This window comes from Acinetobacter sp. 778_lipA (assembly GCF_058242985.1).
Genome location: NZ_JBZAYT010000001.1, coordinates 4,131,994 through 4,154,584 on the forward strand (window position 1 = coordinate 4,131,994; position 22,591 = coordinate 4,154,584).

Annotated in this window: 20 protein-coding genes and 1 pseudogene; 13 read left to right on the forward strand and 8 right to left on the reverse strand. The window is 37.4% G+C overall.

The features are described 5' to 3' along the window. Positions 1–11 precede the first annotated feature (11 nt). The 10 genes and pseudogenes from AC4CUY_RS19595 to AC4CUY_RS19640 all read left to right on the forward strand — a co-directional run. Positions 12–857, forward strand: a pseudogene (locus tag AC4CUY_RS19595) (YifB family Mg chelatase-like AAA ATPase); the annotation flags it as partial. 157 nt (positions 858–1,014) lie between these two features. Further along, entirely contained in the window at positions 1,015–3,429 is a 2,415-nt protein-coding gene (locus tag AC4CUY_RS19600; protein WP_000282330.1) for a tetratricopeptide repeat protein, read from the forward strand. 91 nt (positions 3,430–3,520) lie between these two features. After that, complete coding sequence (locus AC4CUY_RS19605) at positions 3,521–4,522, forward strand: PIN domain-containing protein (protein ID WP_000499370.1); 1,002 nt, start codon at positions 3,521–3,523, stop codon at positions 4,520–4,522. Between the two features lie 382 nt (positions 4,523–4,904). Then, on the forward strand, positions 4,905–5,987 hold the full coding sequence (locus AC4CUY_RS19610) for a helix-turn-helix domain-containing protein (RefSeq protein WP_000148671.1): 1,083 nt from the start codon (positions 4,905–4,907) through the stop codon (positions 5,985–5,987). A 205-nt stretch (positions 5,988–6,192) separates the two neighbouring features. Further along, positions 6,193–6,372 (forward strand): hypothetical protein, encoded by a 180-nt coding sequence (locus tag AC4CUY_RS19615; protein WP_001141891.1) that lies wholly within the window; start codon positions 6,193–6,195, stop codon positions 6,370–6,372. A gap of 114 nt (positions 6,373–6,486) precedes the next feature. Continuing rightward, positions 6,487–7,500, forward strand: coding sequence for an SMODS domain-containing nucleotidyltransferase (locus AC4CUY_RS19620; RefSeq protein ID WP_000211630.1), 1,014 nt, complete (start codon positions 6,487–6,489; stop codon positions 7,498–7,500). Next, a complete protein-coding gene (locus tag AC4CUY_RS19625) occupies positions 7,500–9,212 on the forward strand; it encodes a ThiF family adenylyltransferase (RefSeq protein ID WP_000421732.1) in 1,713 nt (570 codons plus the stop codon). The genes AC4CUY_RS19620 and AC4CUY_RS19625 overlap by 1 nt, the downstream gene beginning before the upstream one ends. A 5-nt stretch (positions 9,213–9,217) precedes the next feature. Next, positions 9,218–9,679 (forward strand): Mov34/MPN/PAD-1 family protein, encoded by a 462-nt coding sequence (locus tag AC4CUY_RS19630; RefSeq protein WP_000913090.1) that lies wholly within the window; start codon positions 9,218–9,220, stop codon positions 9,677–9,679. Positions 9,680–9,681: 2 nt separating this feature from the next. Beyond that, positions 9,682–11,070, forward strand: coding sequence for a CD-NTase-associated endodeoxyribonuclease Cap4 (cap4, locus tag AC4CUY_RS19635; RefSeq protein ID WP_001276481.1), 1,389 nt, complete (start codon positions 9,682–9,684; stop codon positions 11,068–11,070). Between the two features lie 44 nt (positions 11,071–11,114). Further along, the gene (locus tag AC4CUY_RS19640) at positions 11,115–12,995 is read left to right on the forward strand and encodes a hypothetical protein (RefSeq protein WP_016659713.1); all 1,881 of its coding nucleotides are present in this window, start codon (positions 11,115–11,117) and stop codon (positions 12,993–12,995) included. 185 nt (positions 12,996–13,180) lie between these two features. Here the strand turns inward: AC4CUY_RS19640 and AC4CUY_RS19645 are convergent, their stop codons facing one another. From AC4CUY_RS19645 to AC4CUY_RS19665, 5 genes are all read right to left on the reverse strand, one after another. Continuing rightward, positions 13,181–14,254, reverse strand: coding sequence for a cation diffusion facilitator family transporter (locus AC4CUY_RS19645; RefSeq protein ID WP_000094607.1), 1,074 nt, complete (start codon positions 14,252–14,254; stop codon positions 13,181–13,183). A 16-nt stretch (positions 14,255–14,270) separates the two neighbouring features. Beyond that, positions 14,271–14,810, reverse strand: a complete 540-nt coding sequence (locus tag AC4CUY_RS19650) for a nuclear transport factor 2 family protein (RefSeq protein WP_007479719.1) — start codon at positions 14,808–14,810, stop codon at positions 14,271–14,273. Positions 14,811–14,820: 10 nt separating this feature from the next. After that, positions 14,821–15,204, reverse strand: coding sequence for a hypothetical protein (locus AC4CUY_RS19655; protein ID WP_005060897.1), 384 nt, complete (start codon positions 15,202–15,204; stop codon positions 14,821–14,823). A gap of 76 nt (positions 15,205–15,280) precedes the next feature. Further along, a complete protein-coding gene (locus tag AC4CUY_RS19660; protein ID WP_207778880.1) occupies positions 15,281–15,673 on the reverse strand; it encodes a TolC family protein in 393 nt (130 codons plus the stop codon). Between the two features lie 262 nt (positions 15,674–15,935). Continuing rightward, on the reverse strand, positions 15,936–16,244 hold the full coding sequence (locus AC4CUY_RS19665) for an ArsR/SmtB family transcription factor (RefSeq protein WP_000008556.1): 309 nt from the start codon (positions 16,242–16,244) through the stop codon (positions 15,936–15,938). Positions 16,245–16,365: 121 nt separating this feature from the next. On the opposite strand from AC4CUY_RS19665, the gene AC4CUY_RS19670 reads away from it, so the two are divergent. Together AC4CUY_RS19670 and cueR are read left to right on the forward strand one after the other, a co-directional pair. Next, a complete protein-coding gene (locus tag AC4CUY_RS19670; protein WP_000536249.1) occupies positions 16,366–18,852 on the forward strand; it encodes a heavy metal translocating P-type ATPase in 2,487 nt (828 codons plus the stop codon). A 10-nt stretch (positions 18,853–18,862) separates the two neighbouring features. Then, a complete protein-coding gene (cueR, locus tag AC4CUY_RS19675) occupies positions 18,863–19,321 on the forward strand; it encodes a Cu(I)-responsive transcriptional regulator (protein ID WP_001020605.1) in 459 nt (152 codons plus the stop codon). Positions 19,322–19,533: 212 nt separating this feature from the next. Here the strand turns inward: cueR and AC4CUY_RS19680 are convergent, their stop codons facing one another. The 3 genes from AC4CUY_RS19680 to copM all read right to left on the reverse strand — a co-directional run bounded on the left by AC4CUY_RS19680 (position 19,534) and on the right by copM (position 20,912). Next, the gene (locus AC4CUY_RS19680) at positions 19,534–19,722 is read right to left on the reverse strand and encodes a heavy-metal-associated domain-containing protein (protein WP_000394310.1); all 189 of its coding nucleotides are present in this window, start codon (positions 19,720–19,722) and stop codon (positions 19,534–19,536) included. Positions 19,723–19,802: 80 nt separating this feature from the next. Next, positions 19,803–20,141 (reverse strand): ISC system 2Fe-2S type ferredoxin, encoded by a 339-nt coding sequence (gene fdx / locus AC4CUY_RS19685; RefSeq protein WP_001124186.1) that lies wholly within the window; start codon positions 20,139–20,141, stop codon positions 19,803–19,805. Between the two features lie 90 nt (positions 20,142–20,231). Continuing rightward, on the reverse strand, positions 20,232–20,912 hold the full coding sequence (copM, locus tag AC4CUY_RS19690; protein ID WP_000680279.1) for a CopM family metallochaperone: 681 nt from the start codon (positions 20,910–20,912) through the stop codon (positions 20,232–20,234). Between the two features lie 487 nt (positions 20,913–21,399). Here copM and AC4CUY_RS19695 point away from each other — a divergent pair. Beyond that, a protein-coding gene (locus AC4CUY_RS19695; RefSeq protein ID WP_153310065.1) for an IS3 family transposase occupies positions 21,400–22,559 on the forward strand; the annotation gives its coding sequence in 2 pieces (ribosomal slippage) (positions 21,400–21,634 and positions 21,634–22,559; 1,161 coding nt in all). Positions 22,560–22,591: the final 32 nt, after the last annotated feature.

The following is a 22,591-nucleotide window of genomic DNA, read 5'->3' on the forward strand; positions in this document are numbered from 1 at the left end:
GGAAAACAACAATGTCTTTAGCAAAAATTTATACCCGAGGCTTGCTCGGGCTACATGCACCTTTAATTGAAGTTGAGGTCCATGTTAGTGCAGGGCTTCCTTCTTTAACAATTGTTGGCTTAGCTGAAGCTGCAGTTCGTGAAAGTAAAGATCGCGTTCGATCTGCCATCATTAACAGTGGTTATCAATTCCCAAGCAAACGCTTAACCATCAATCTCGCACCTGCGGATCTGCCCAAAGATCGCTCTCGTTTAGATCTGCCCATTGCACTTGGTATCTTGATTGCCACAGGGCAACTTCCCGAAAATGTCACAGATCATTTTGAGTTTATTGGTGAGTTGGCACTGGATGGGCACTTAAGGCCCAGCACAGGAACATTAACCATTGCGATGGCATGTCAAATGGCCAAGCATCAATTGATGTTGCCACAGGAAAATGCCGCAGAAGCAGCGCAACTGCCTGAGTTTCAGGTGTTTGCTGCACAGCACTTAAAACAAGTCTGTGAGCATTTCTTAAACCTACAAAAAATTGATGTAACTGTTCGGCAAAAAGTACAGCAAAACAATGCCTACAAATTTGATTTGGCAGATGTCAAAGGACAATTACGCCCGCGGCGCGCTTTAGAAATTTCAGCAGCAGGTGGACACTCTCTTTTATTTAAAGGCCCACCAGGTACAGGTAAAACCCTGTTAGCTTCTCGCTTACCGAGTATTTTGCCAGCCTTAAATCCACAAGAAAATCTTGAAGTTGCCAGCATTTATTCAATTGCCAAGACTAAACACCATTTTGGACAGCGCCCATTTCGCGCCCCGCACCATACCGCGTCTGCAATCGCTCTTGTCGGTGGCGGTTGTCATTTACAAACAACTATGCGACATTCCAAACAACTATGCGATAAATTACAGGTTTTATCTTTACAGTAATCTTTATTTGAAATAAATCATTGAATATAAAAAATAATTTAATATAATTTAAAACAATATCAAAGTACTAACTATATATTTGGATCTTGCAATGTATAATATCTTTTTAAATAATATTAAAGCAGCACGTAAATTAAAAACACAAAAAAATATTGCTGAAGTAAGTCTGAGTATTTTTAGAATGCTTATTCAACATATTTGTATTTCAAATGCAGAATATATAAATATTTTAGCTAAAGAAAGTTCTGAAAACATGTCAAAAATTGATATTAGTTTTATTGAGCTATCTCAACCGGCCGATGGAACATGCGTTGATTTTATAAGTAACTCTCTAACACAGATAGCAAAATTGAAAAACAGCTCTTTAGCTAGATTCTACTTTGAAGATAAAGATATTTCAAACGAACCTGCATTAGTAGAATGGCTACAAATCAAAGAAATATCTTTAAGAAATATCTTACATACATATGTTGAAGATCGAAATGAAAGTATCTTTGGTCATGGTATTTCATCAACTAATTTATTTTTAGATATCGATATTATTGAATATATTTTAGAAAAATTAAAAGTTTATCTACCAGAAAGTAAAGGCGACGATTTTTTATTTTTTCCTAAAAATTTTAATATCTCTACTCCTATTCAAACATTAAGATTATTTGATGGAAATCCTACGTGTTACAGAAAAATCAAAAAAACTAATAATGGGATGATTCATGTTACTGCTAAAGTTCAAACATCCTTAACAAACGCTACCGATCAATCTTATGAAGTACCAAATAAAATTTTTAATATTTCTACAAAAAAAACTTATGAGGTATATGAATATAATGATTGGAATCCGCTAATTTTTTTACCAGAGAGAGCTATATCAGTAGCTGACTTTACAGGACGAAAAAAAGAAATCACTGAGCTTATTGACTGGTTTAATGATCCAGAAGACTCAAAACGATGTCTTGTATATGGTGATGGTGGCATTGGAAAGACAACTCTCATTTTAGAATTTATGCATCGTGTCCTTGAAGGTTCTATTGAGGTCGAATGGAAACCCAGTGTTATTACTTTTTACACAGCAAAAAAGACTCGTTGGGGAATACATGGTTTAGAATCACTCACGAACAACAATCTAGGCGTTGCAGATGTCGCTTTACATATAGCACAACTATTAGAAGTCAAACTTGACAATAGTTGGTATCAAAAAGATGCAGAAACTATTATTCAAAAATTAAAAGGCTTACTTGAAAAAGAGAAGATTAAAAAAAATGAGCATCTCATTATTTTAGATAATACAGAAACTATGGCTGAAAATGATGATGATATTATTAATCTAGGTAAACAAATACACTTACTTTCCCGTTATGCTGGAAGAGTAATTCTTACTTCTCGTCGTACAGAAAGACTTGAAGCAAGACCAATTGAAACAACTAAATGGTCCGATGAAGAAGGTGTAGAATATATTCAAAAAAGAGGAGATATATTAAATATTGATGCAATAAAAAAGGCTGGCATACCTACTTTAAAAAAAATCACTCGAGAACTCAATAATAAACCATTGATTTTGAATGTTTTCATTCAATTTGCAAATGAACTACAAAGCTCACTTAATAGCGCATTAGATAAAGTGAAAAGATTACAGGAAAAAGACTTAGGGATGTTCTTGTTTTCTGATGTTTGGGAAAGATTTAATGAAAAAGAAAAGCACTTTTTACTTCTCTTAACCTATTTTGGTCCTGATCATGATCAATATTTTATGCAATTAGCTTCTGATAAAGCTAATTTAACTTTTTCTTTAGCTCAGAGCACATTAGAAGGTAGTAAAGGGATTTGTCAACTTAGTAGTATTGATGGCCAACTTCAGATTACTTTCAACAATGATTTTATGAAATTTTGTAAAGATAGAACTGTAAATTTTAATGATCAAACACATCCTCTTCAAAAAGATCTAGAAACAATCCAAAAAAGATATATAGAGTTTTTAAAACATATTGAAGTAGAAATATCAGATAATGATCAAAAAGCTTATTTAAGTAGGTTTGCACGGGCAGCTAGAAAATTCTTTAATGAGGGTAATAAAGAACAAGCAATTTCATACTATGAATTAGCGATAGATGAGGATCCAACAAATATTTGGTTATTAGAGAAGTATTCAAACACTCTATTTATATATAAAGATTTTCTACCAGCATTAGAAAAAATCAATAAAGCTACTAACATTGATCCTAATCACTCAGAACTCCAATTTACTAAAGGTAAAATATTAGCCAGAATTAAAAATAAAACCAAAGAATCTATAACGTGCTTAGATTTAGCTCATAAACTCGGGAAATCTATGCACCTATGTGAGTTACAAAAAATATATGCTTATTTAGCAGATGGAGATATAGAGCACGCAACCATATCATTAAATATCGCTAAGAGTAATATCCCTAACGATTCTTATTACCAAAAGTGCAAGATAGAAATTGAACGCTTAGAACGCAAAATAAATCAATATATATTGCCTCTATAGAAAATGTTACTTTAGATGTATTTATAGAATTACCTATAAGCACATTAATGAGGGTCAATAAATTTAACTTTTTAATAATCAATGAGGCAGTATGTTTTATATATTTCTTGATACGTGTGTTTTTTTAGATATTTCTACTAAGAAACAAGAATTACCACTAGTTTCTGCATTGGAAGAACTTGTTCGTACTAAAGTAGCAAAGTTAGTCGTAATTGACTTAGTAGCTCAAGAATATGAAAGAAACAAAGAAGAGGTCGCAAACAAAACAGCAAAACGATTATCTCAAGAATTTAAACAAGTCAAAGCAGTTGTAAGTGAGTTTGCAAAAAAAAATAAAGCTCAAACCATTGAAGTACTAAACGATATAAATGCAAGACTTCCTCTTTTGACTGATGCTAACTATGCAACCATTAACAGAGTTGAGAGACTAATTGAATCAGCGGAAAAAATAAGTATTAGCGAGCGCTCAAAGATTGCAGCCATTCAACGAGGCTTAGATAAAAAAGCTCCATTCCATATCAGTAAAAACTCAGTAGCTGATGCTGTAATTATTGAGCAATTTTATGAATTTTCATTAGGTGTCAATACGGCAGATAGTTGTTTTTTCATAACACATAATCATAACGACTTTTCTGCCAAAGACCATCGAAAGCCTCATACTGATTTTGAAAATATTTTCAATGGTAATACTTGTTATTTTAACAACTTAGCATCCGCAATCAACCAGATTGATAATAATTACTTAGCTGAAATAGAGTTTGAATATGACTTTACAGAAGAAACTCGGGGTTTAAGAGAAATTCTCGATGTATTAGACGAGCTAGTGGATAAAATTTGGTATAACCGTCATCAAAATCTAATCTGGAAAATAAATGAAGGTGAGATAGAAATTGTTCCTAAAGGTACGAAACACTATGGTAATCATTTTATTCACGAAGATATTCTTGAAGGTGCAATCAAATCTGCCAAACAAGTTAAAGAGACATATGAAGATGTTGGCCCTTGGAATGACTTTGAATGGGGTATGATTAACGGTAAATTGTCAGCTCTACGTTGGGTATTAGGTGACGAATGGGATATGTTAGATACCTAAGATAACAATCGATATCGTTTTCAACTGAATATTATATTTTTCAATCTCTTAAGTATGATACTTTACTAAGAAATATGAATAAAGATAGTTAGAACAGGATATTCCCCTTTCTCAAACCAACCGTACTACAAATTTAATTGTCTAATCGTATAACTCTCAAAACCACTAAATCAAGTAGAGCCATTTCAATTTATCTTCTTAAGATTGCAAAACAATAAAATACAATATATGGTATCAAAATTCAAAGAACTACCACTATATATAGTGGTTATTAAAAATAGAAACATTTTAGGAATAATTTGTAGAAAAATTTGCATACTCTTTACTGTTCAGTTATTATTCATTTAACTTGATCTGTAAGTCAATGATCTTGGAGGTGAATATGACTCATTTCAATCCTGATATGCTTAGTATTGCACGAAACTTTCGTGGCCTTAGTCAAACTGAACTAATTGCTGGAATGGGACAGTCTATTACTCAGGCTTCATTATCTAAAATTGAAAGTGGGGACTTAAAACCTTCCGATGAAGTTATCCAAAATCTATCTAATGCCCTACATTTCCCTATACGATTTTTTGAACATATTGAAAAGCTAAATGCACTGCCGATTAGTTTGCATGCATACAGAAAAAAAAGCTCTACCACAGCTAAAGCATTGAGCCGTATGAATGCTGAAATGATGTTAAAAATGGGCCATGTACAAACATTAGAATTGCTCACAAATGTACCAAAAAGAAAAAACTCCTTACCAACTTTTAAAATTGGCATAGATGTAAACACCCCTCAAGAAGCGGCTAAAAAGCTTAGATCATTGTGGGTGCTAGGAAATGAACCTCTTGAAAACCTAACTGCCACTGTGGAAGATGCAGGGGTTTTAGTCTTTTTATGCGACTTTAAAGATAACAATGTTGATGGCGTATCCTTAAAAATGCATGGCGTGTCTCCATGCGTATTTCTAAATGCAAACCAGCCAAATGACAGAATACGCTTCACATTAGCACATGAACTTGGGCATTTGGTCCTCCATGAAGAGCCATCTGAATTCATGGAAAAAGAAGCAAATGACTTTGCTGCCGAATTCTTAATGCCAGAAGAAAAAATTATTGATCAATTAGGTTCAACCAATTTAGCTCATTATCTAAGACTTAAAAAGGAATGGAAAACCTCAATGGCGGCCTTAATCTATAGGGCGTCAGAGTTAGGAACTATAACTTCAAGTCAAAGTGCCAATTTATGGCGGCAGATGGCTATGCGTGGTTATCGTAAAGTTGAACCAAATGAATTGGATCGAGAACCGACATATAGAGTAGCTTCCATGCTCTTTGACTACGCAATAGATGCAAAAAAAACATCAACATCTGTCATTAGTGAGTTATCTCAATTATTTGACTTATATGAAGATGACTTTAAAAAACTATATTATTTTGACCTAGATTCAATGGAGACTATTGAGATGGTTTCATAAATTAAAAAGCCGACTCTATTGGGTAGAGTCGGCTTGATAGATTTTCACACAGGAAAGGCATATGGCTCTAAGCCCTACGCATACCTCATGTTAGATCTGGCTGTCAGAACCCCATTCTAACATTTAGGCCCGTAAATCTCAAGATTTACCCGCTTATTTTGGTATGCGCCCTGAAAAACGAGCCGCCAAAATAGGAGGGCTAACAATGCCTACCGAAAATCAAGACTTCGTGTTTTGTAAATCTTATCGCCATAAATCTGGAAAAATTATTGTCCATCCAACTGGATATTTTAAATTTCCCAGAACTCGGCCATTGAAAGAAGAAAAGGATACTATCCGTAATAAAAAATCGGATGATCCTGATAACTCAAACTCAATATCGTAAACAAGGTTAAATAACCTACTGCTATGCAACAAAGTTCACAGTAGTAGGTTACTTAATTTTTCTGATCGCACTTAATTTTATGCCCCATTTTAGTACATGGGCTCAGAGAGAATTATGACAACTCAACAGCAGTTTCTTGACCTACTTTCCGATATTGAACCCTCTACAACAACGGTTAATGATTGTTCAAGCGCACATAATACGCTTCGTGATGCTTTAAAAGTGCATAATGAATTCAGCAAAGTACATGTGCATACATTCTTATCAGGTTCTTATAAAAGAAATACGGCAGTACGTCCGACTACCATAGGCGGAATCACACAAAGGCCAGATGTAGATATTATTGCCCTTACAAATCACACAATTAATGATGACCCTCAAATTGTCCTTGATGCAGTACATACGGCATTAAAGGATATTGGATATACCGATCTTACCGTTAACCGTCGTTCAGTAAATGTTAAGTTGAAAAAAGTTGATATGGATGTTGTCCCTATCATTTCAGATGGATATGGCGGCTATCTGATTCCAGACATTCATCTTGAAGAATGGCTAGTTACCAACCCTCCAGCTCATACCGAGTGGACTGTTGAGGTGAATAAAAATGCAAATGGTCGATTTAAGCCTCTTGTGAAGCTATTTAAATGGTGGCGTCGTGAGAACTTGTCTGATTTAAAAAGACCAAAAGGATTCATTTTAGAATGCCTGGTTGCCAAGCATATGAATTACTACGAATCCAACTATGAAAAGTTGTTTGTTTATCTTTTAGAAACGATCAGGGATTCTTATGGGATTTATGCGTCACTAGGCATAATTCCACATTTAGAAGATCCTGGTGTTGCAGGCAATAATGTTTTTTCTGCGGTTACAGCAGATGAGTTCAAAACTTTTTTTGAAAAGGTAGAAGAACAAGCTGCTATTGCACGAAACGCCTTAAATGAAACAGATGATGATAAAGCATTAGCCCTATGGCGGCAGGTTCTGGGTAATCGTTTTCCACGTTCGGCTTCACACAAAAGTGCAAACTCTGCTGATATGGCCAGCTCTTTAATCCGTTCTGCTCTAGGTGCGGGATTAACATTTCCATCAACCCCTGTTTATCCAAATAAACCAGGAGGCTTTGCGTAATGGAACTGCTAAAAACACCATTAGAACGCCTAGCTCAAGAACGGCAGTTATTGACTGATCTTGAGAAAGAGAAAAATAGTTTTAAGATTCAGGAATGGAACTCAACAGACACAAATGAACTGCATTTGAACTTCTCTCTAAAGATAGGAACTATAGATTTTAATGGTGTTTTAGTATATCCAGAGCTTTTCCCAGAGCTACCAGCATATATACGCCCACAAAAATCTGGTGAAAGATGGAGTATCTTGCACCAGTATGGTGGTTCAGGAGTGCTGTGTCTAGAATATGGCCCAGATAATTGGAATACCAATATCAGTGGAGTGGATCTAGTTAGAAGTGCCCAGCTTCTTTTATTAACAGATGCAATGACTGTATTGGAGATGAATGTAGAACCTGTACCATCTAGGCATTCTGAAACAATAGGTCAAAAATTAAGAAGTGTTTCAGAAAGGTTCATTGAAACACCTATGTTACGTCACATACTCTTGGGTAGTGATTCCGAGAAAATGGACTTTAAGATTGCCATCTCAAGCTTTCGAGACAAAACCGTTATTGTTCCAACAAATATTCAGAACAAACCTCTACCTGACATCGTACCATCATTTTCTAATGAAAGATTTGAATTGTCTGGATGGGCAATACGAATTGATTCTGTTCCTCAATTAAAGGAATCCGTAAATGACCGAGTTTCATTAGAATCCTTTTTAGGCAATTTATGGCCTGCTCAGGAGGAATTCACAAGTTCCATACAGCCTATATTGTTATATGACATAAAGGGTAACTTGGAACTATTCTTGGTTAATAATACAGCACCACTTTTCGTAAGTTATCCTGCTATTAATCTACATGATGATCAGAGCCAAAGATTGCCAGCACAATTTAGCCATCTCAATGATATAAGGGTAGCAATAGTAGGTCTTGGATCGTTAGGAAGTAAAATTGCAATTTCACTGGCACGGTCGGGTTGTAAAAACTTTCTACTTATTGATGATGATATTCTGCTCCCCCACAATCTTGTCCGTAATGAACTCAACTGGTTAGATGTTGGCTTTGCTAAAACCTATGCTGTTGAAAGAGCATTAAAACGAACAGCATTAGACATACAAGTTGAAACGTATGAAATGCAAATTGGTGGACAGGAAAATCCTCATTTAAATTCCAATATCGCTAATGCCATTGCCACATGTAATCTGATTGTTGATGCGACAGCAAATACCCATACGTTCTTAACATTAGCTGCAATTGCTAAAAGAAAACACATTCCCATGGTATGGGGTGAAATTTTTGGTGGCGGTGGTGGAGCAATGATGGCCCGTAGTCGTCCAACGTTAGATGCCTCCCCCTTAGAACTTCGCAATCATATTTATGGTGTCTTACAAACGTTGGAACCAATTCCAGAGGGCAAAGTTAATAATTACGGCTTTCAAACACAAAACCAAACATATATAGCATCAGATGCAGATGTAACAGCTCTTGCAGCATCTATGACGCAGTTCACATTAGATACTTTATGTACAATTGATGAGCAATCCTCTTATCCATATTCAGCATATTTAATAGGGTTCCGTAGATATTGGATGTTTCAATGTCCTTTTGATACTCGTCCTATCGACTGTTCGGGTGCTTTAGTAGCAGAATCTCCTACGGATAAAGAAATATTTGAAAGGGAAAATGGCAATTCTATTGAAGAGCCTGAACCGATGAAAGGTTAATACTGATGCTGAAAATATCCATTCCTACTGACATACAAGTTTTACTGGTAAAAGCCCTATTGAAGTCTGGAACCCACGAATGTGGCGGTGTTTTAATGGGTGAGCATATTGGTACAAACCATTTTAGAGTTAACTCATTAACTATTCAAAAGAGTGGAACGATAGCATCCTTTGTACGTGGAATTACGGATGCTATTAAAGCAATCCGTCTTTTTCATAAATCAACAAACAATAATTATCAAAAATTTAACTATTTAGGTGAATGGCATAGCCATCCTCTCTTCAGTGTACAACCCAGCAGTAAAGACCATCACACCATGAGGGAATTGGTGTCCGATCCAAAAGTGGGTGCAAATTTTGTAGTCTTACTGATTTTTCATTTAAAAAACAATCATCTTGATGGCAGTGCTCACACCTACCTACCAGATGGTTCCTGTTACCGATCCACCCTAGATTTAGAGAGATAATAATGAGTGCGAGTCTGTTAGAAAAACAATCAACTGGTGGTGCGATTGCACGAGTAGGATTTGAATATCAGGATGCATTTGTATTAAGGAGCTTACCGCTATGGCTTTCACAAAGTGCATTTAGCCATATAGTGAGTGAAGCATTAAGTGATATAGAAGTTTGTTATTTTTCTTCGGAAAAGTCATTACATGTAATGTATGAAGCAAAAAATCACTCCTTAACGGCTACGGAATTTTGGGATGAAATAAGGCGTTTTAAAAGTCTTTTTGATACCCACCCAAAAAACTTTATTTGGTTTAATTTAGTATGCCCAAGTTATAACACCGCTATCTCACCATTAATTTCAAAAATAGACCGATTAAGAGGGGTTGGATCTTCTTATGATGACGACTCTTCAGTTTCAGTGAATGGGCGCTCGGAATACCTTGATTGGTGTGTTGGTAAAAAAATTGATTTCTCTTTAGCTGAATTTGCTCTTGATTATGTTGGTTTCATAACTTTTAATTCTGAGAATAGTGAGTCTATATTTCTAAGTGAAATTCAAGACACAATAAATATTGAACTGCTCAGGAGTCAGGTCAAACAACTAAAAGATCAGTTTAAAAACCTGATTTCTCGTTCTTCTTTTGGTCCAATATATCGCAAAGACTTTGAAAATTTTATTTGCCATGCTCTTGAAGAAGATAGAAGCCAGTGGCTATTAGATCCTATTAAAATTAATCTTTCAGCATCATCCAGTCAGTATCAAGACTTAAACTTAGATATTAGTGATTTCAATGGTCCTGATCGTGCTCAAAAAACCTCCAGCGACTGGAACAGCCTAATCAAAAAAGCAGTATCGATTGGGGATTTCATTCATAACAGTGGTGACCGTAGAACCCTCCTTATAGATGGCAAACAAAGAATGTCCACTGCATGTATGCTTGGCTATGTTTTTAGTGCCACACGTAATTTCCTACTCGAAATAGAACATAATGGCCTCATTTATCGCACTGATGACCATAAACAGAAAGAGGGACAATTTTTTACTAAAATCGAAGCTGTTGAACCACAGGGTGAAACTGAAGCCATAGTCGCTATCGGATTTCCTACAGCTATAGGTAAAGACATTGACTCTACGATTAATGAAGTAAAGAGCTTGCCTAGATTGAATTTAGAAAGCTCTCATGCCATTGATAATATGGAGACTCTAAATCTTGCTGTGAGAGAGGCAAAATCTGCTTTAGTTTCATTTAAATCCGAAAATAAGTTATCTAAATTACACCTCTTTATTAAAGCACCCTCAGTTTTTGCAATGGTCTTGGGACATCGCTTGAATGGTATTTGCGATATCCAGCTTTACGATTGGGTAGATGGGCAATATATCCCTACAGCCGAACTGAACTTATAAGAAGAATTGATTATTCGATAATATTACCAATAGAGAGGTTGATCATGAACAATCATTCTAATGAAGAAAATACTGATAACTCTTCAGATAAAAAATCACCCGCATTCAAAGTCCTTGAATCCAATGCTGAAAAGTTCTTAATGGTTTGGTGGTATGGGGCGTTAGCAAAAGCTGATCGTAGAAATGCTCAACCTAAAGTTCATGTGGCTTTTAGGGAACTTCTGGAAGATTACACACCCACAGATAATTTTATTTTTATTGATGCAAATATAACAGATTTGATGTCTTGGCCTATTGGAACAGTTTGGCACCATGAACGATTAGTTGACTATCTTCCTTTGGAAATACGGGAATTTGATATTGATCATACAAATTTTAAACATACCTTTGTTCAAGCATATAAGCGAGATGAAAAGACAGGAAAAATAGATCATTTCTTCTCAGACAGGAATAAGTTTTATATTAACCCAAGCCAACGTGAAAATTGTATTTCTTTCTCTTTAAAGGATCAGGAATATAAGGAGCTTCTCGTACCTTGTTTTGAGTTTCTGGTGAGAGGATATGGCCTCTCTACAGAACTTCCTAGAATTCTAACAACATATGATGAGGTCGAAAGACATGAAAGGCTCTACACCCCTCATCCAGAAGAAGAAAATACATGGACTATCCTTATAGGTGATAGTCTCACATCAGATGATCATGTATTTATTGCCTACTATAAATATAGCGAATATACCCAAGATGCCGTAAGAATCTTATTTAGCAGTATTGCAAAACATGATGATTTTATCCAAAGAAACCATATATACCCTAAAGTAATGCCGTGGCATAAGGAAACGAGAAAAATTAGGGTTTCAGGTTTTTGTATTCCTGACACCAATGCTTTTTTAGCCTTGACAATTCTTGGAATAGAACTACCTGATCAAACACTTATCAGACGTGTTCCAAAGGTAATTCACCGCATTAAGAAACCTGTAGATGTCAACTCACCTAATCCTCCTCAGTTGCAACTAGGTCCTGGTCAGATTAACGTATCTGAAGATCAAGGAGGGCGCAAACCATTATTACAATCGGTTATTTTAGGTCATGAATTTACATGGTTAGGTTCAGGCCCTATCGGGGAAAAAAGTAAAACAAAGTATGAAAGAACCATCACCCAACCACAGAGAAAGAAAAATACTAAAGAAACCAATACAGTTGGTACAGGAGAACCTGATAGCTCTAAGGAAGTTCTAAATGTCCAAATTAACCCGACCACTAATGGAGATACAGAGTTTGAAGCTCCATATCATGGAAGAATCATGGGCCTATGGAATGCATGTTTAAAGGCACGCTCGTTAAATCCCAGTATTGTCAATGCAGTCCACTATTATACTTTTGAGGAAGAGTTTGATTACAGCGATAAACCCACTCTCATGGCTTTTTTCGTTAATTCAGAAACATTAAATAATAAAGATATTACAGATGGAGAAAAACAAACTTATAAAAATTGGTGTTATGCAAACTCAAATAAAACAGCACTTCGTGGAGCATTGGTCATCCGATTATCTCTTGTAAATTGCCCTCCAGTTTATCTTTTCGATATACAACCAGCGACTTACGTTTCAACTGTAGATGGGGAAAGTGTTCTCAAGGAGCGTGGGCATGCTGGTCTAATATTTAGGTCAAGAACCGTAGAACAATTTGAGCAGTATATTTCTGGGCTCATGGAGAGCCTGCCTTTGTCAGAGGGCTCTTATACGACAACTCTCCTAGGCTCCAATTTGGTTACTCAATTATTTGTTTTTAGACATTCAAAATCTGCTGGCTTGTCAGAGGGTGAATCAACGTTATTGAATGCTCTAAGAAAAATTGGAATTACGAATATCAAGTTAAAGGAGGAAAAGGAGGAAAAGGAGGAAAAGGAGGAAAAGGAGGAAAAATAATTTTCGAATCTTACAATTGTGACCATCTTCTTTTAGCCTATTCCATAATTCTTTCCTATGGGTAATTTTATTACATATCAAATTGAATTATATATAGTTTAATGGCACTTTTAAGTGCCATTAAACTTGGGTACCACTTGTGACTAGATAAGCACCTATATTAGGAATATTTAACCTTTTTAAACTCAGTGTTCTGAATCCTTTGGTATATTTTCAATAATGCAATGATGAATATCATCGTGATTGTTGAGTGATGTTTCAGCCTGAATAGTGACATGCTCAATACCTAGATTTTGTATGACATTCTCCAGATCATGTAAGAGTATCTGCACTTCCTGCATACTCATTTCTTCACTTACAACAATATGGCAGGATAAAATATAACGTTTACTTGTCAGACTCCATATATGTAAATCATGTACACCTTGAATTCGCTGGTCTTGAAGAATGGTTTCTTTGATTTCTGCCAAGTCAAATTTTTCTGGTGTACCCTGCATTAAAACATGCGAAGCCTTTACTACAACTGAATATCCACTGCGAAGAACAAGTATTGCAACTAGAACACTGGCTAAAGTATCTGCCCAGGCCCATCCAAAGAAGTAGATACATAGCGCAGCAGCAATTGCGCCAATAGAACCTAACAAATCACTGAGTACATGCAGGTAAGCACCTCGCATATTCAAGTCGTGTTCGGTATCACTACCTTTAAAAATCATTACTGCAACAATGATATTAATCAGCAATCCAATACTGGCAACGATCAACATCCCTTGTACTTCAATATGTTGTGGCTGCTGGAACCGTAGAATTGCCTCAATAAAGATGTACAGTGCGATACCAACCAGTGTAATACCATTCAATGCAGCAGCCAGTATTTCAAAGCGTTGATAGCCGTATGTTTTATTTTTGGTAATCTGTTTTTGACCGATAAAGACTGCTGCAAGTGCAATACCAAGTGCAACAGAGTCACTCAGCATGTGGCCAGCATCCGAAATCAAGGCCAAACTATTGGTAATAAAACCACCTATAAATTCCACTGCCATAAAAATGGTAATCAGTAAAAAACTTATGGTCAGAATTTTTTTATTACTCGGGATATGGCTGTGGTCGTGATCATGATGATGACCACCATGACCGTGATGGTGTCCTGAGTGATCATGGTTGTGTTTATGGCCGTTACCATGACTATGCTTATGCCCAGAATGATCATGTTCAGAGTGTTTATGCTTGTGATCTTGTGTATGGTTGTGCGAAGACATTTTATAGCATTCCTGATTATGGCTCTAACTGACTACGCAATGGATGATTGTTGTAGTAATCACCGATGTATGTAATCTTATTATTTTTAACCTCAAAAAATGAAGCACCTTTAAAAGTGATTACTTTTGCGTCTTTTTTACCAGACTGGTCTTTTTTATTGAGGGTTCCCTGAAGCTGCCATTCGACAGCAACCTTATCACCAACAATGAGTGGCGGGGATGTAAGCGTCATCTTCCGATCAGGAATGACTGTTAATAAAAACTTGGGTACCTCAATTACAGATGCTGTACCTTTACGGGTTTCTTCATTACTTGTATTGAAATACTCAACATTCGGGTCAAGAACTTTAGTCAGGTCATCTGGCTGCGTACCATTCCAGATATTAAGATAGCTCTCCACGGTTTCCAAAGCTGTATTGATCGGTGCTTTTGCATGCGAAATTGAAGCTAATCCTAACGTCATAAGAATGAGTAAGAATGTCATGAAAAAAGGCTTTGATTTTTCCTCTTGACCATCAAAATCTTGCTTCAATTGATTGATATAAATAATGTTCATCACATTCACCTTAGACTTGAGTAAGTTCATCAGCGATCCGTTCGGCATCTTCCCTGGTATCGACGATTTCATAAGGTATGCCAAATGCCTTTACAGCCATTTCCGTCATCTTTCTGATGGCAACTCTTTTTTCCTGATCAGGTTCAATGCAGATAATTGCCTTACACAACTGATTAAGTTCATCTTTATGGTTTTTAAGCCAAAGACCACGTTGTTTAAAGTCTTCAGGTGTTTCTTGCATTGATAATTGATCATAAACAATCACAAACGGACTACTCATTTCCAGGAACTCCTGCATTTCCAACTGCCATTGAGGTGAATAGCCTGGAACTGCCTGATCTTGCTTAAACTCAACAAATGGGAAGTTTTCTATATCATGGATAATAAATTTCATTTACATGACCTCATATTCTGTTTCATCTTTTCAGGAATTCATCTCTTTCCATCAAAAGATGAACTCCATCGATGTGCTATTTCAAAGATTTACGTTCAATCTGTACGGTATGTTCATTCCAGCCTCCACCTAATGCCTTGTAGAGGTTGACCTGATTATTCAGGCGTTCCAGGCGGGTCTGTATAAGTGCCTGCTGAGATGCGTACAGTGTTCGTTGTGAGTCGAGGACTGCGAGATAATTATCTTCACCAGCATCAAAACGTAAGGTTGCCAACTTATGAGCATCCTGGCTGGCCGCAATCATTTGCTGCTGCGATTTGATCTGTTCATCTAGCGTAGATTTGCCAGCCAGCCCATCAGCAACTTCACGAAAAGCTGTTTGAATAGATTTGTCATAGTTGATGACTTCAATCTGCTTCATGATATGTGAGCGATCCAGATTTGCCTGTACTGTAATTTGTTTTTTCATGGTGCTTACCTTTCATGCAATGCTACAACACGCTCTCAATAAGGTTTCTGTAGCAGTTGCCTGTATGCTAGAGTTTCCAATAATTGGAAGGTCAATAGATCAGCCTTAAAAATACATAACAAATTAACATATGTTTAATCATTCATATGTTTAGTGCTAAAATAACTTAAATATTGCTACTTGAATAGCAAATATGAATAAATGATCATATGTATATATTTTTAAGAAGAAAAAGGAGTGAAGAAAATGAGTGTTTGCTACATTACTCTGAAATATGCTTAGCCATATCCGATAGAACCTGACTTACATGAATATCATCTATTTCATAAAAGACTTGTTTAGCTTGACGTTCACCTTTGACTAAACGGGCTGAACGCAATAAACGTAGATTGTGACTGACCAAGGACTGGGATAAATCAAGGGCATCACTGATTTCACCTACTGAACTAGGTCCACGCATACAAAAAAGTAGAATTTTAAGTCGTGAAGCATCACCCAATAGCCGAAATGTTTCAGCTAAAGACATAATCTCCTCTTGAGATAATTCTGTAGGGTGATCTTTAAAACTCATATTTATACTTAAATTCCAGTCATTAGCGAAAATATAGATGTTTACATATTCTACCCTTGACCTTTCCATAATGGCAAGGTTTATGCTCTTAGCAACTGGATAAGCTCTATAGGTATATCTTATGGGAACAGCAACAAATAAGCTTTCTAATAATATGAAAGTTACATTAAAAATTGAAGGTATGACATGTGCCAGTTGTGTTGGACGTGTTGAAAAAGCCCTCAAAAAAGTTGATGGTGTACAGTCAGCCTCGGTCAATCTGGCGACAGAACGTGCAGATATTGTACTTGATCAGCCTGTGGATCGTCAGGTACTGGTTCATGCCATTGAACAGTCAGGCTATGACGTGCCTGCAAATAATATTGAATTATCAATTAAAGGCATGACCTGTGCCAGTTGTGTAGGTCGTGTCGAAAAAGCCCTTAAAGCCGTTGCAGGTGTAAAAGAAGCCAATGTCAATCTTGCAACTGAGCGTGCAACGGTCAGTGGTACAGCAAATGTCGATGCCTTGATTGCCGCAATTGATAAAGCTGGTTACGATGCCACAGAAATTCAGGCTTCTATTCCTGACCAGACAGAGCAGCTTGAGAAAAAAGATCAGGAACGTGCTGAACTTAAACGTGATTTGATTCTCGCCTCCCTGTTGGCTTTACCTGTATTTATTCTGGAAATGGGATCTCACCTTATCCCTGGTGTACATCAACTGATTGATCAAACTATTGGGATGCAGAATAGCTGGTATTTACAATTCATACTGACCACACTGGTTTTGGTTATTCCAGGACGAAGATTCTATCAGAAAGGTTTTCCTGCATTATTCCGTCTAGCTCCTGATATGAATTCTTTGGTCGCTGTGGGAACATCAGCAGCATATTTGTTTTCTATTGTTGCCACATTCATACCAAACATCCTCCCATCAGGAACGGTGAATGTGTATTACGAAGCGGCTGCGGTGATTGTCGCATTAATCTTACTGGGTCGTTTCCTTGAAGCAAAAGCCAAAGGGCGAACCTCTGAAGCAATCCAGCGTTTAGTCAGCTTACAAGCCAAAACTGCCCATGTTTTACGCAATGGTCAAATGGTGGATATTGCAATAGACCAAGTGGTTGCAGGTGACATTATCATTGTAAAACCAGGGGAAAGAATCCCTGTTGATGGTCAAGTCACGGATGGAAAAAGCTTTGTCGATGAATCCATGATTACAGGTGAACCAATCCCTGTGGAAAAAGGCATCGGCAGTGATGTAGTGGGCGGTACCATTAACCAGAATGGCACGTTGACTTTTACCGCTGTGGCGGTGGGTGGCGAAACTATGCTGGCTCAAATCATTCGTTTGGTTGAGCAGGCACAGGGTTCTAAAATGCCGATTCAGGCTGTGGTGGATAAAGTGACCTTATGGTTTGTACCTGCGGTGATGATTGCCGCAGTGCTTACATTCCTGGTCTGGCTGATTTTTGGTCCATCACCAGCCTTAACTTTTGCATTGGTTAATGCGGTGGCAGTGTTGATCATTGCCTGTCCTTGTGCAATGGGATTGGCGACACCAACCTCAATTATGGTCGGTACAGGTCGTGGTGCAGAGTTGGGAGTACTGTTCCGCAAAGGCGAAGCCTTACAACTGTTAAAGGATGCCAAAGTTGTTGCAGTCGATAAAACAGGGACATTAACAGAGGGTCATCCCGTACTGACTGACTTTGAAGTGACTCAATTCTTTGAGCGTGATTATGTCCTAGGCATGGTTGCGGCTGTTGAATCCCGTTCTGAACATCCGATTGCTAAAGCAATTGTTGATGCGGCAAAAAGTGAAAACCTGACTTTACCTAAAGTTGATACGTTTGATTCAGTCACAGGCATGGGTGTCTGTGCAACCATCAATGGTAATGAAGAAATCAATATTGGTGCAGACCGTTATATGGTTCAACTTGGTATTGATGTTGCTCCATTTGTTGCCACAGCTCAGCGTCTGGGTGATGAGGGTAAATCACCACTTTATGTTGCTGTCGATGGTGAACTGGCAGGAATTATTGCAGTTGCTGACCCAATCAAAACCACAACGCCAGCAGCGATTAAGGCTCTACACCAATTAGGTCTCAAGGTAGCAATGGTGACGGGTGACAATGCTCGTACTGCTCGGGCAATTGCCAAACAATTGGGTATTGATGAAGTGATTGCTGAAGTTCTACCAGAGGGTAAAGTCAGTGCGGTTAAAGAGCTGAAAGCAAAATACGGCAATATCGCTTTTGTGGGTGATGGGATTAACGATGCACCCGCTTTGGCTGAAGCTGATGTCGGACTTGCGATTGGTACAGGTACAGATGTTGCAATTGAATCTGCCGATGTCGTGTTAATGTCAGGAAACTTACAAGGTGTTGCCAATGCGATTGCCTTGTCCAAAGCAACGATTGGTAATATTCACCAGAACTTATTCTGGGCATTTGCCTATAACACCATGTTGATTCCTGTTGCTGCTGGTATATTGTACCCAGCCTATGGAATACTGATGTCCCCAATCTTTGCAGCAGGAGCAATGGCTTTGTCCAGTGTATTTGTACTTGGCAATGCATTACGTTTACGTCGATTCCAGCCACCATCCGTCAGTCAAGGCTAAGGAGGATATGATGAACATTGGTAAAGTCTCTAAAGCTTCGGGAGTTACCGCCAAGATGATTCGTTATTATGAGCAGATTGGCCTAATTCCTGCTGCGGGACGTAATAATGCAGGTTATCGCTCTTACTCAGCAAATGATGTTGAACGTTTAAAGTTTATCAAGCGAAGTCGTGAACTCGGTTTTTCAGTAGCAGAAATATCAGACTTACTTGATTTATGGAATAACCGCGGTAGACAGAGTGCTGATGTCAAACGCCTTGCTCAGGGTCATAGTGAAAAGCTGGAAGAACGTATCAATGACCTACAGCAAATGGCGAATACCCTCAAGGACTTAATCGACTGTTGTGCTGGTGATAATAGACCCGACTGTCCGATTCTTGAAGGCTTGCAAGAACCTCACAATGAAATAAAGGACGTTCACCATCATAACGACCTGCTTTCCGTTTCACCTTTAACCCGAAAGAAATAGCAATAGGATATAGGGAGAAGTAAAATTAATTTTACTTCTCCCTATTTTTTATATTTATAACTATGAACTAAAATATGTCATTTCTTTTAGATACTTACATTGTCAAATAACTGCTAATTTAACATCACAAACATTCCTAAATATTGAGCTTATAATTCATTGCCCACAAAAAAGCGACTCAATAGAGAGTCGCTTTATCATTTCGTCCGTTTTTAACGAGGAGGAAAACCAGCCTCGGTTAAAGCCTCAACGATTTGCTGCTGTGTTGCAGTTGTTTCAACTTTTACACTACGATTGGGTGGTTCGGTGATGACCTTTGCATTGGCATCTATTGCTTGAATTGCTCTGGTTACACCACGGGCACAGCCACCACAAGTCATATCTTCAACATGAAATTCCATATTTAACTCCACTATTACTATTCAGGATGTGTTTAATATAAACCTTGCCATAATTGTAAGGTCAAGCATTAAAAGTAAAATTAATGTCCCTCAGATATATAATTGACTGTGTACTTAGGTATTTCTACCTCCAAGTTTTCATCTTGGACCTTAACCTGGCAAGATAGTCTTGATTGGGCCGTAAGCCCCCAGGCACGATCCAGTAAGTCCGCCTCTACATCATCCATTTCTTCTAAACTGTCGAACCCTTTTTTCAGAACAACATGGCATGTTGTACATGCACCTGATAAATCGCAGGCATGTTCTATGGGAATGCCATGATCCAATAAACTTCGACATAAATTACTTCCGCTTTCAATTTCAAGTTCCGCACCCTCTGGACAAATCTTTTCATGCGGAATAACTATAATTTTTGGCATATAACATAATCCTCAATTCATCAAATTTATAGATAAAACAAGGGGCTTTAAAAAGCCCCTCATTTAAAAGAATATCGAATAGAGAAGTATCTACTTATGTTTACTTAACCATTCATTCATCATCTTGATTTCTGATTCCTGGGCAGAGATAACATCTTCAGCAAGCTGGCGTACTTCTGGATCAGAACCATATTGAAGAACTACTTTTGCCATATCAATTGCACCTTGATGATGGGGGATCATGCCTCTCATGAAATCAACATCAGCATTTCCTGTAAATGGAACCATCATATCTGCGTGCATTTCATCATTGATCTTAATATATGCTTGAGTTGATGGGCTATCTTCATTTTTGCTGCCAGAATGATTTTTGTTTTTTGCCAACCATTCATTCATCATCTTGATTTCTGACTCTTGGGCAGAGATAACGTTCTCGGCAAGCTGACGCACTTCTGGATCAGAACCGTATTGAAGAACTACTTTTGCCATATCAACCGCACCCTGATGGTGAGGAATCATACCCAACATAAAGTCAGTATCTGCATTTCCCGTGAAATCAATACCCATTCCGCTGTGCATACGAGTATTTACTTCCATATAGGCATTTGTAGATGGATTATCTGTTTTAGCTGAACCATTCATATCATGGTGCATTGAATGGCTTTCATGTTTATTCTCACTCATTGAATTTTCCTTTGGAGCGTCAGAAGAGGAACACCCCGCACTAAATACAATCGCACCGATCATTAACATTGGAACAAAGTGTTTCATGGAGTTATCCTCTTACTACAATTATGAAAAAATAATGGGTAATAAGCTCGGAAGTTATTCTTTCATATCAGGTACATCATTACCCTTGATGTAGCAACTCTATTCTTTCCAATTATGGTAAGGTCAACACCTAATCAAATAAAAATAATTAAAAGAATAAAACAATTAAAAACAAATACTTAAAGACAATTAACTCCGTAGTGAGTCACAATAATCAATAGAATTAAAAAAATCACCTCCAATCACAAATAATATTTTTATATAAATATCAATGTGATATGTGTCTTCATGGTTTCACAATTATTTATTTGACTATTGGATGCACTACAAAAGACTACAAACATTCTCAAACTTTATACTTAAAAATTATCTTACTTCCCATCTTAAATTTGAGCATTTATGACAATAAAACCTTGATCCTAGACAAAATAATGGACAGCACGTCCCTCTAAAGATAACGTAACTTTAATCTTTGGAGATTCAAGAAATGGCTAAACGTTTTAGTCCCGAATTTAAACAGCAAGCGATTGATTATGCACTTTCAAACTCACACGAGTCTGTAGCTGCAATCGCCCAGAAATTAGGTGTGGGTTATTCAACATTAGATAAATGGATTCGTGAAACCAATCCGGCAGGTTCAAGCAAACGTCAACTTTCTCCTGAACAACAGCGGATCTTGGAATTAGAGAAAGAAGTCAAACAGCTCAAGGAAGCCAATCACATCTTAAAAAAAGCGCATGTGTACTTTCTGACAGATCATGCCAAGAAAAGTACACGGTAATTCAAGATATGGATGTGAATGAAGTCACTGTGTCTTCTGTCTGTAAATGCCTAGATGTCAGCACTTCAGGCTATTATGCCTGGCGAAAACGCCAGACCAATACAGCGCAGAAATACAATGATTTAAAAGTTGTATATTGGCAGCATCATGCGCGCTTGGGTGCACCGTCATTGGTACATGACATGCATGATTTAGGTTATCGCATGAGCGAACGTACCGTTGGAAGGATGCTAAAAAAGCTTGGTTTATGTAGTAGGATTGCACGTAAATACAAGCATACGACTGATTCAAATCATCGTTTGTCTACAGCACCAAATTTGTTGGATCGCCAATTTACAGTTACTCAGCCTAATAAAGTTTGGACAACGGATATTACCTATATCCGCACTAAAGAAGGCTGGCTGTATTTATGTGTGATGCTAGATCTATTCAGCCGTCGTATTGTGGGTTGGCAAACCAGCCATCGAATAGACCGCCAATTGGTGTGTGATGCGTTTAATTATGCAATGGCTCGTCAGGGTTATCCAACGAGTGTCATGGTGCATTCGGATCAAGGTAGTCAGTACTGTAGTCGTGATTTTAGGGCGCTATTATTGACGAATAACTGTATTCAAAGCATGTCTAGACGAGGAAACTGTTGGGACAATGCAGTGACCGAAAGCTTCTTCCATACCCTGAAGGGGCATGTAGTACATGGCAGTGTATTTTCTACGAGAAAAGAGGCAAATGCTATCTTGTTTGAGTATATTGAAGTTTACTACAATCGAATCAGAAGGCATTCTGCAAATGGCTGGTTAAGTCCAGAAGCCTTTGAACAGAAATATTTCAAGAATTTAGAGGGATCGGTTGTCCACGATACTGTCTAGGATCACCTTATTTATTAAAACCTTAAAATAAT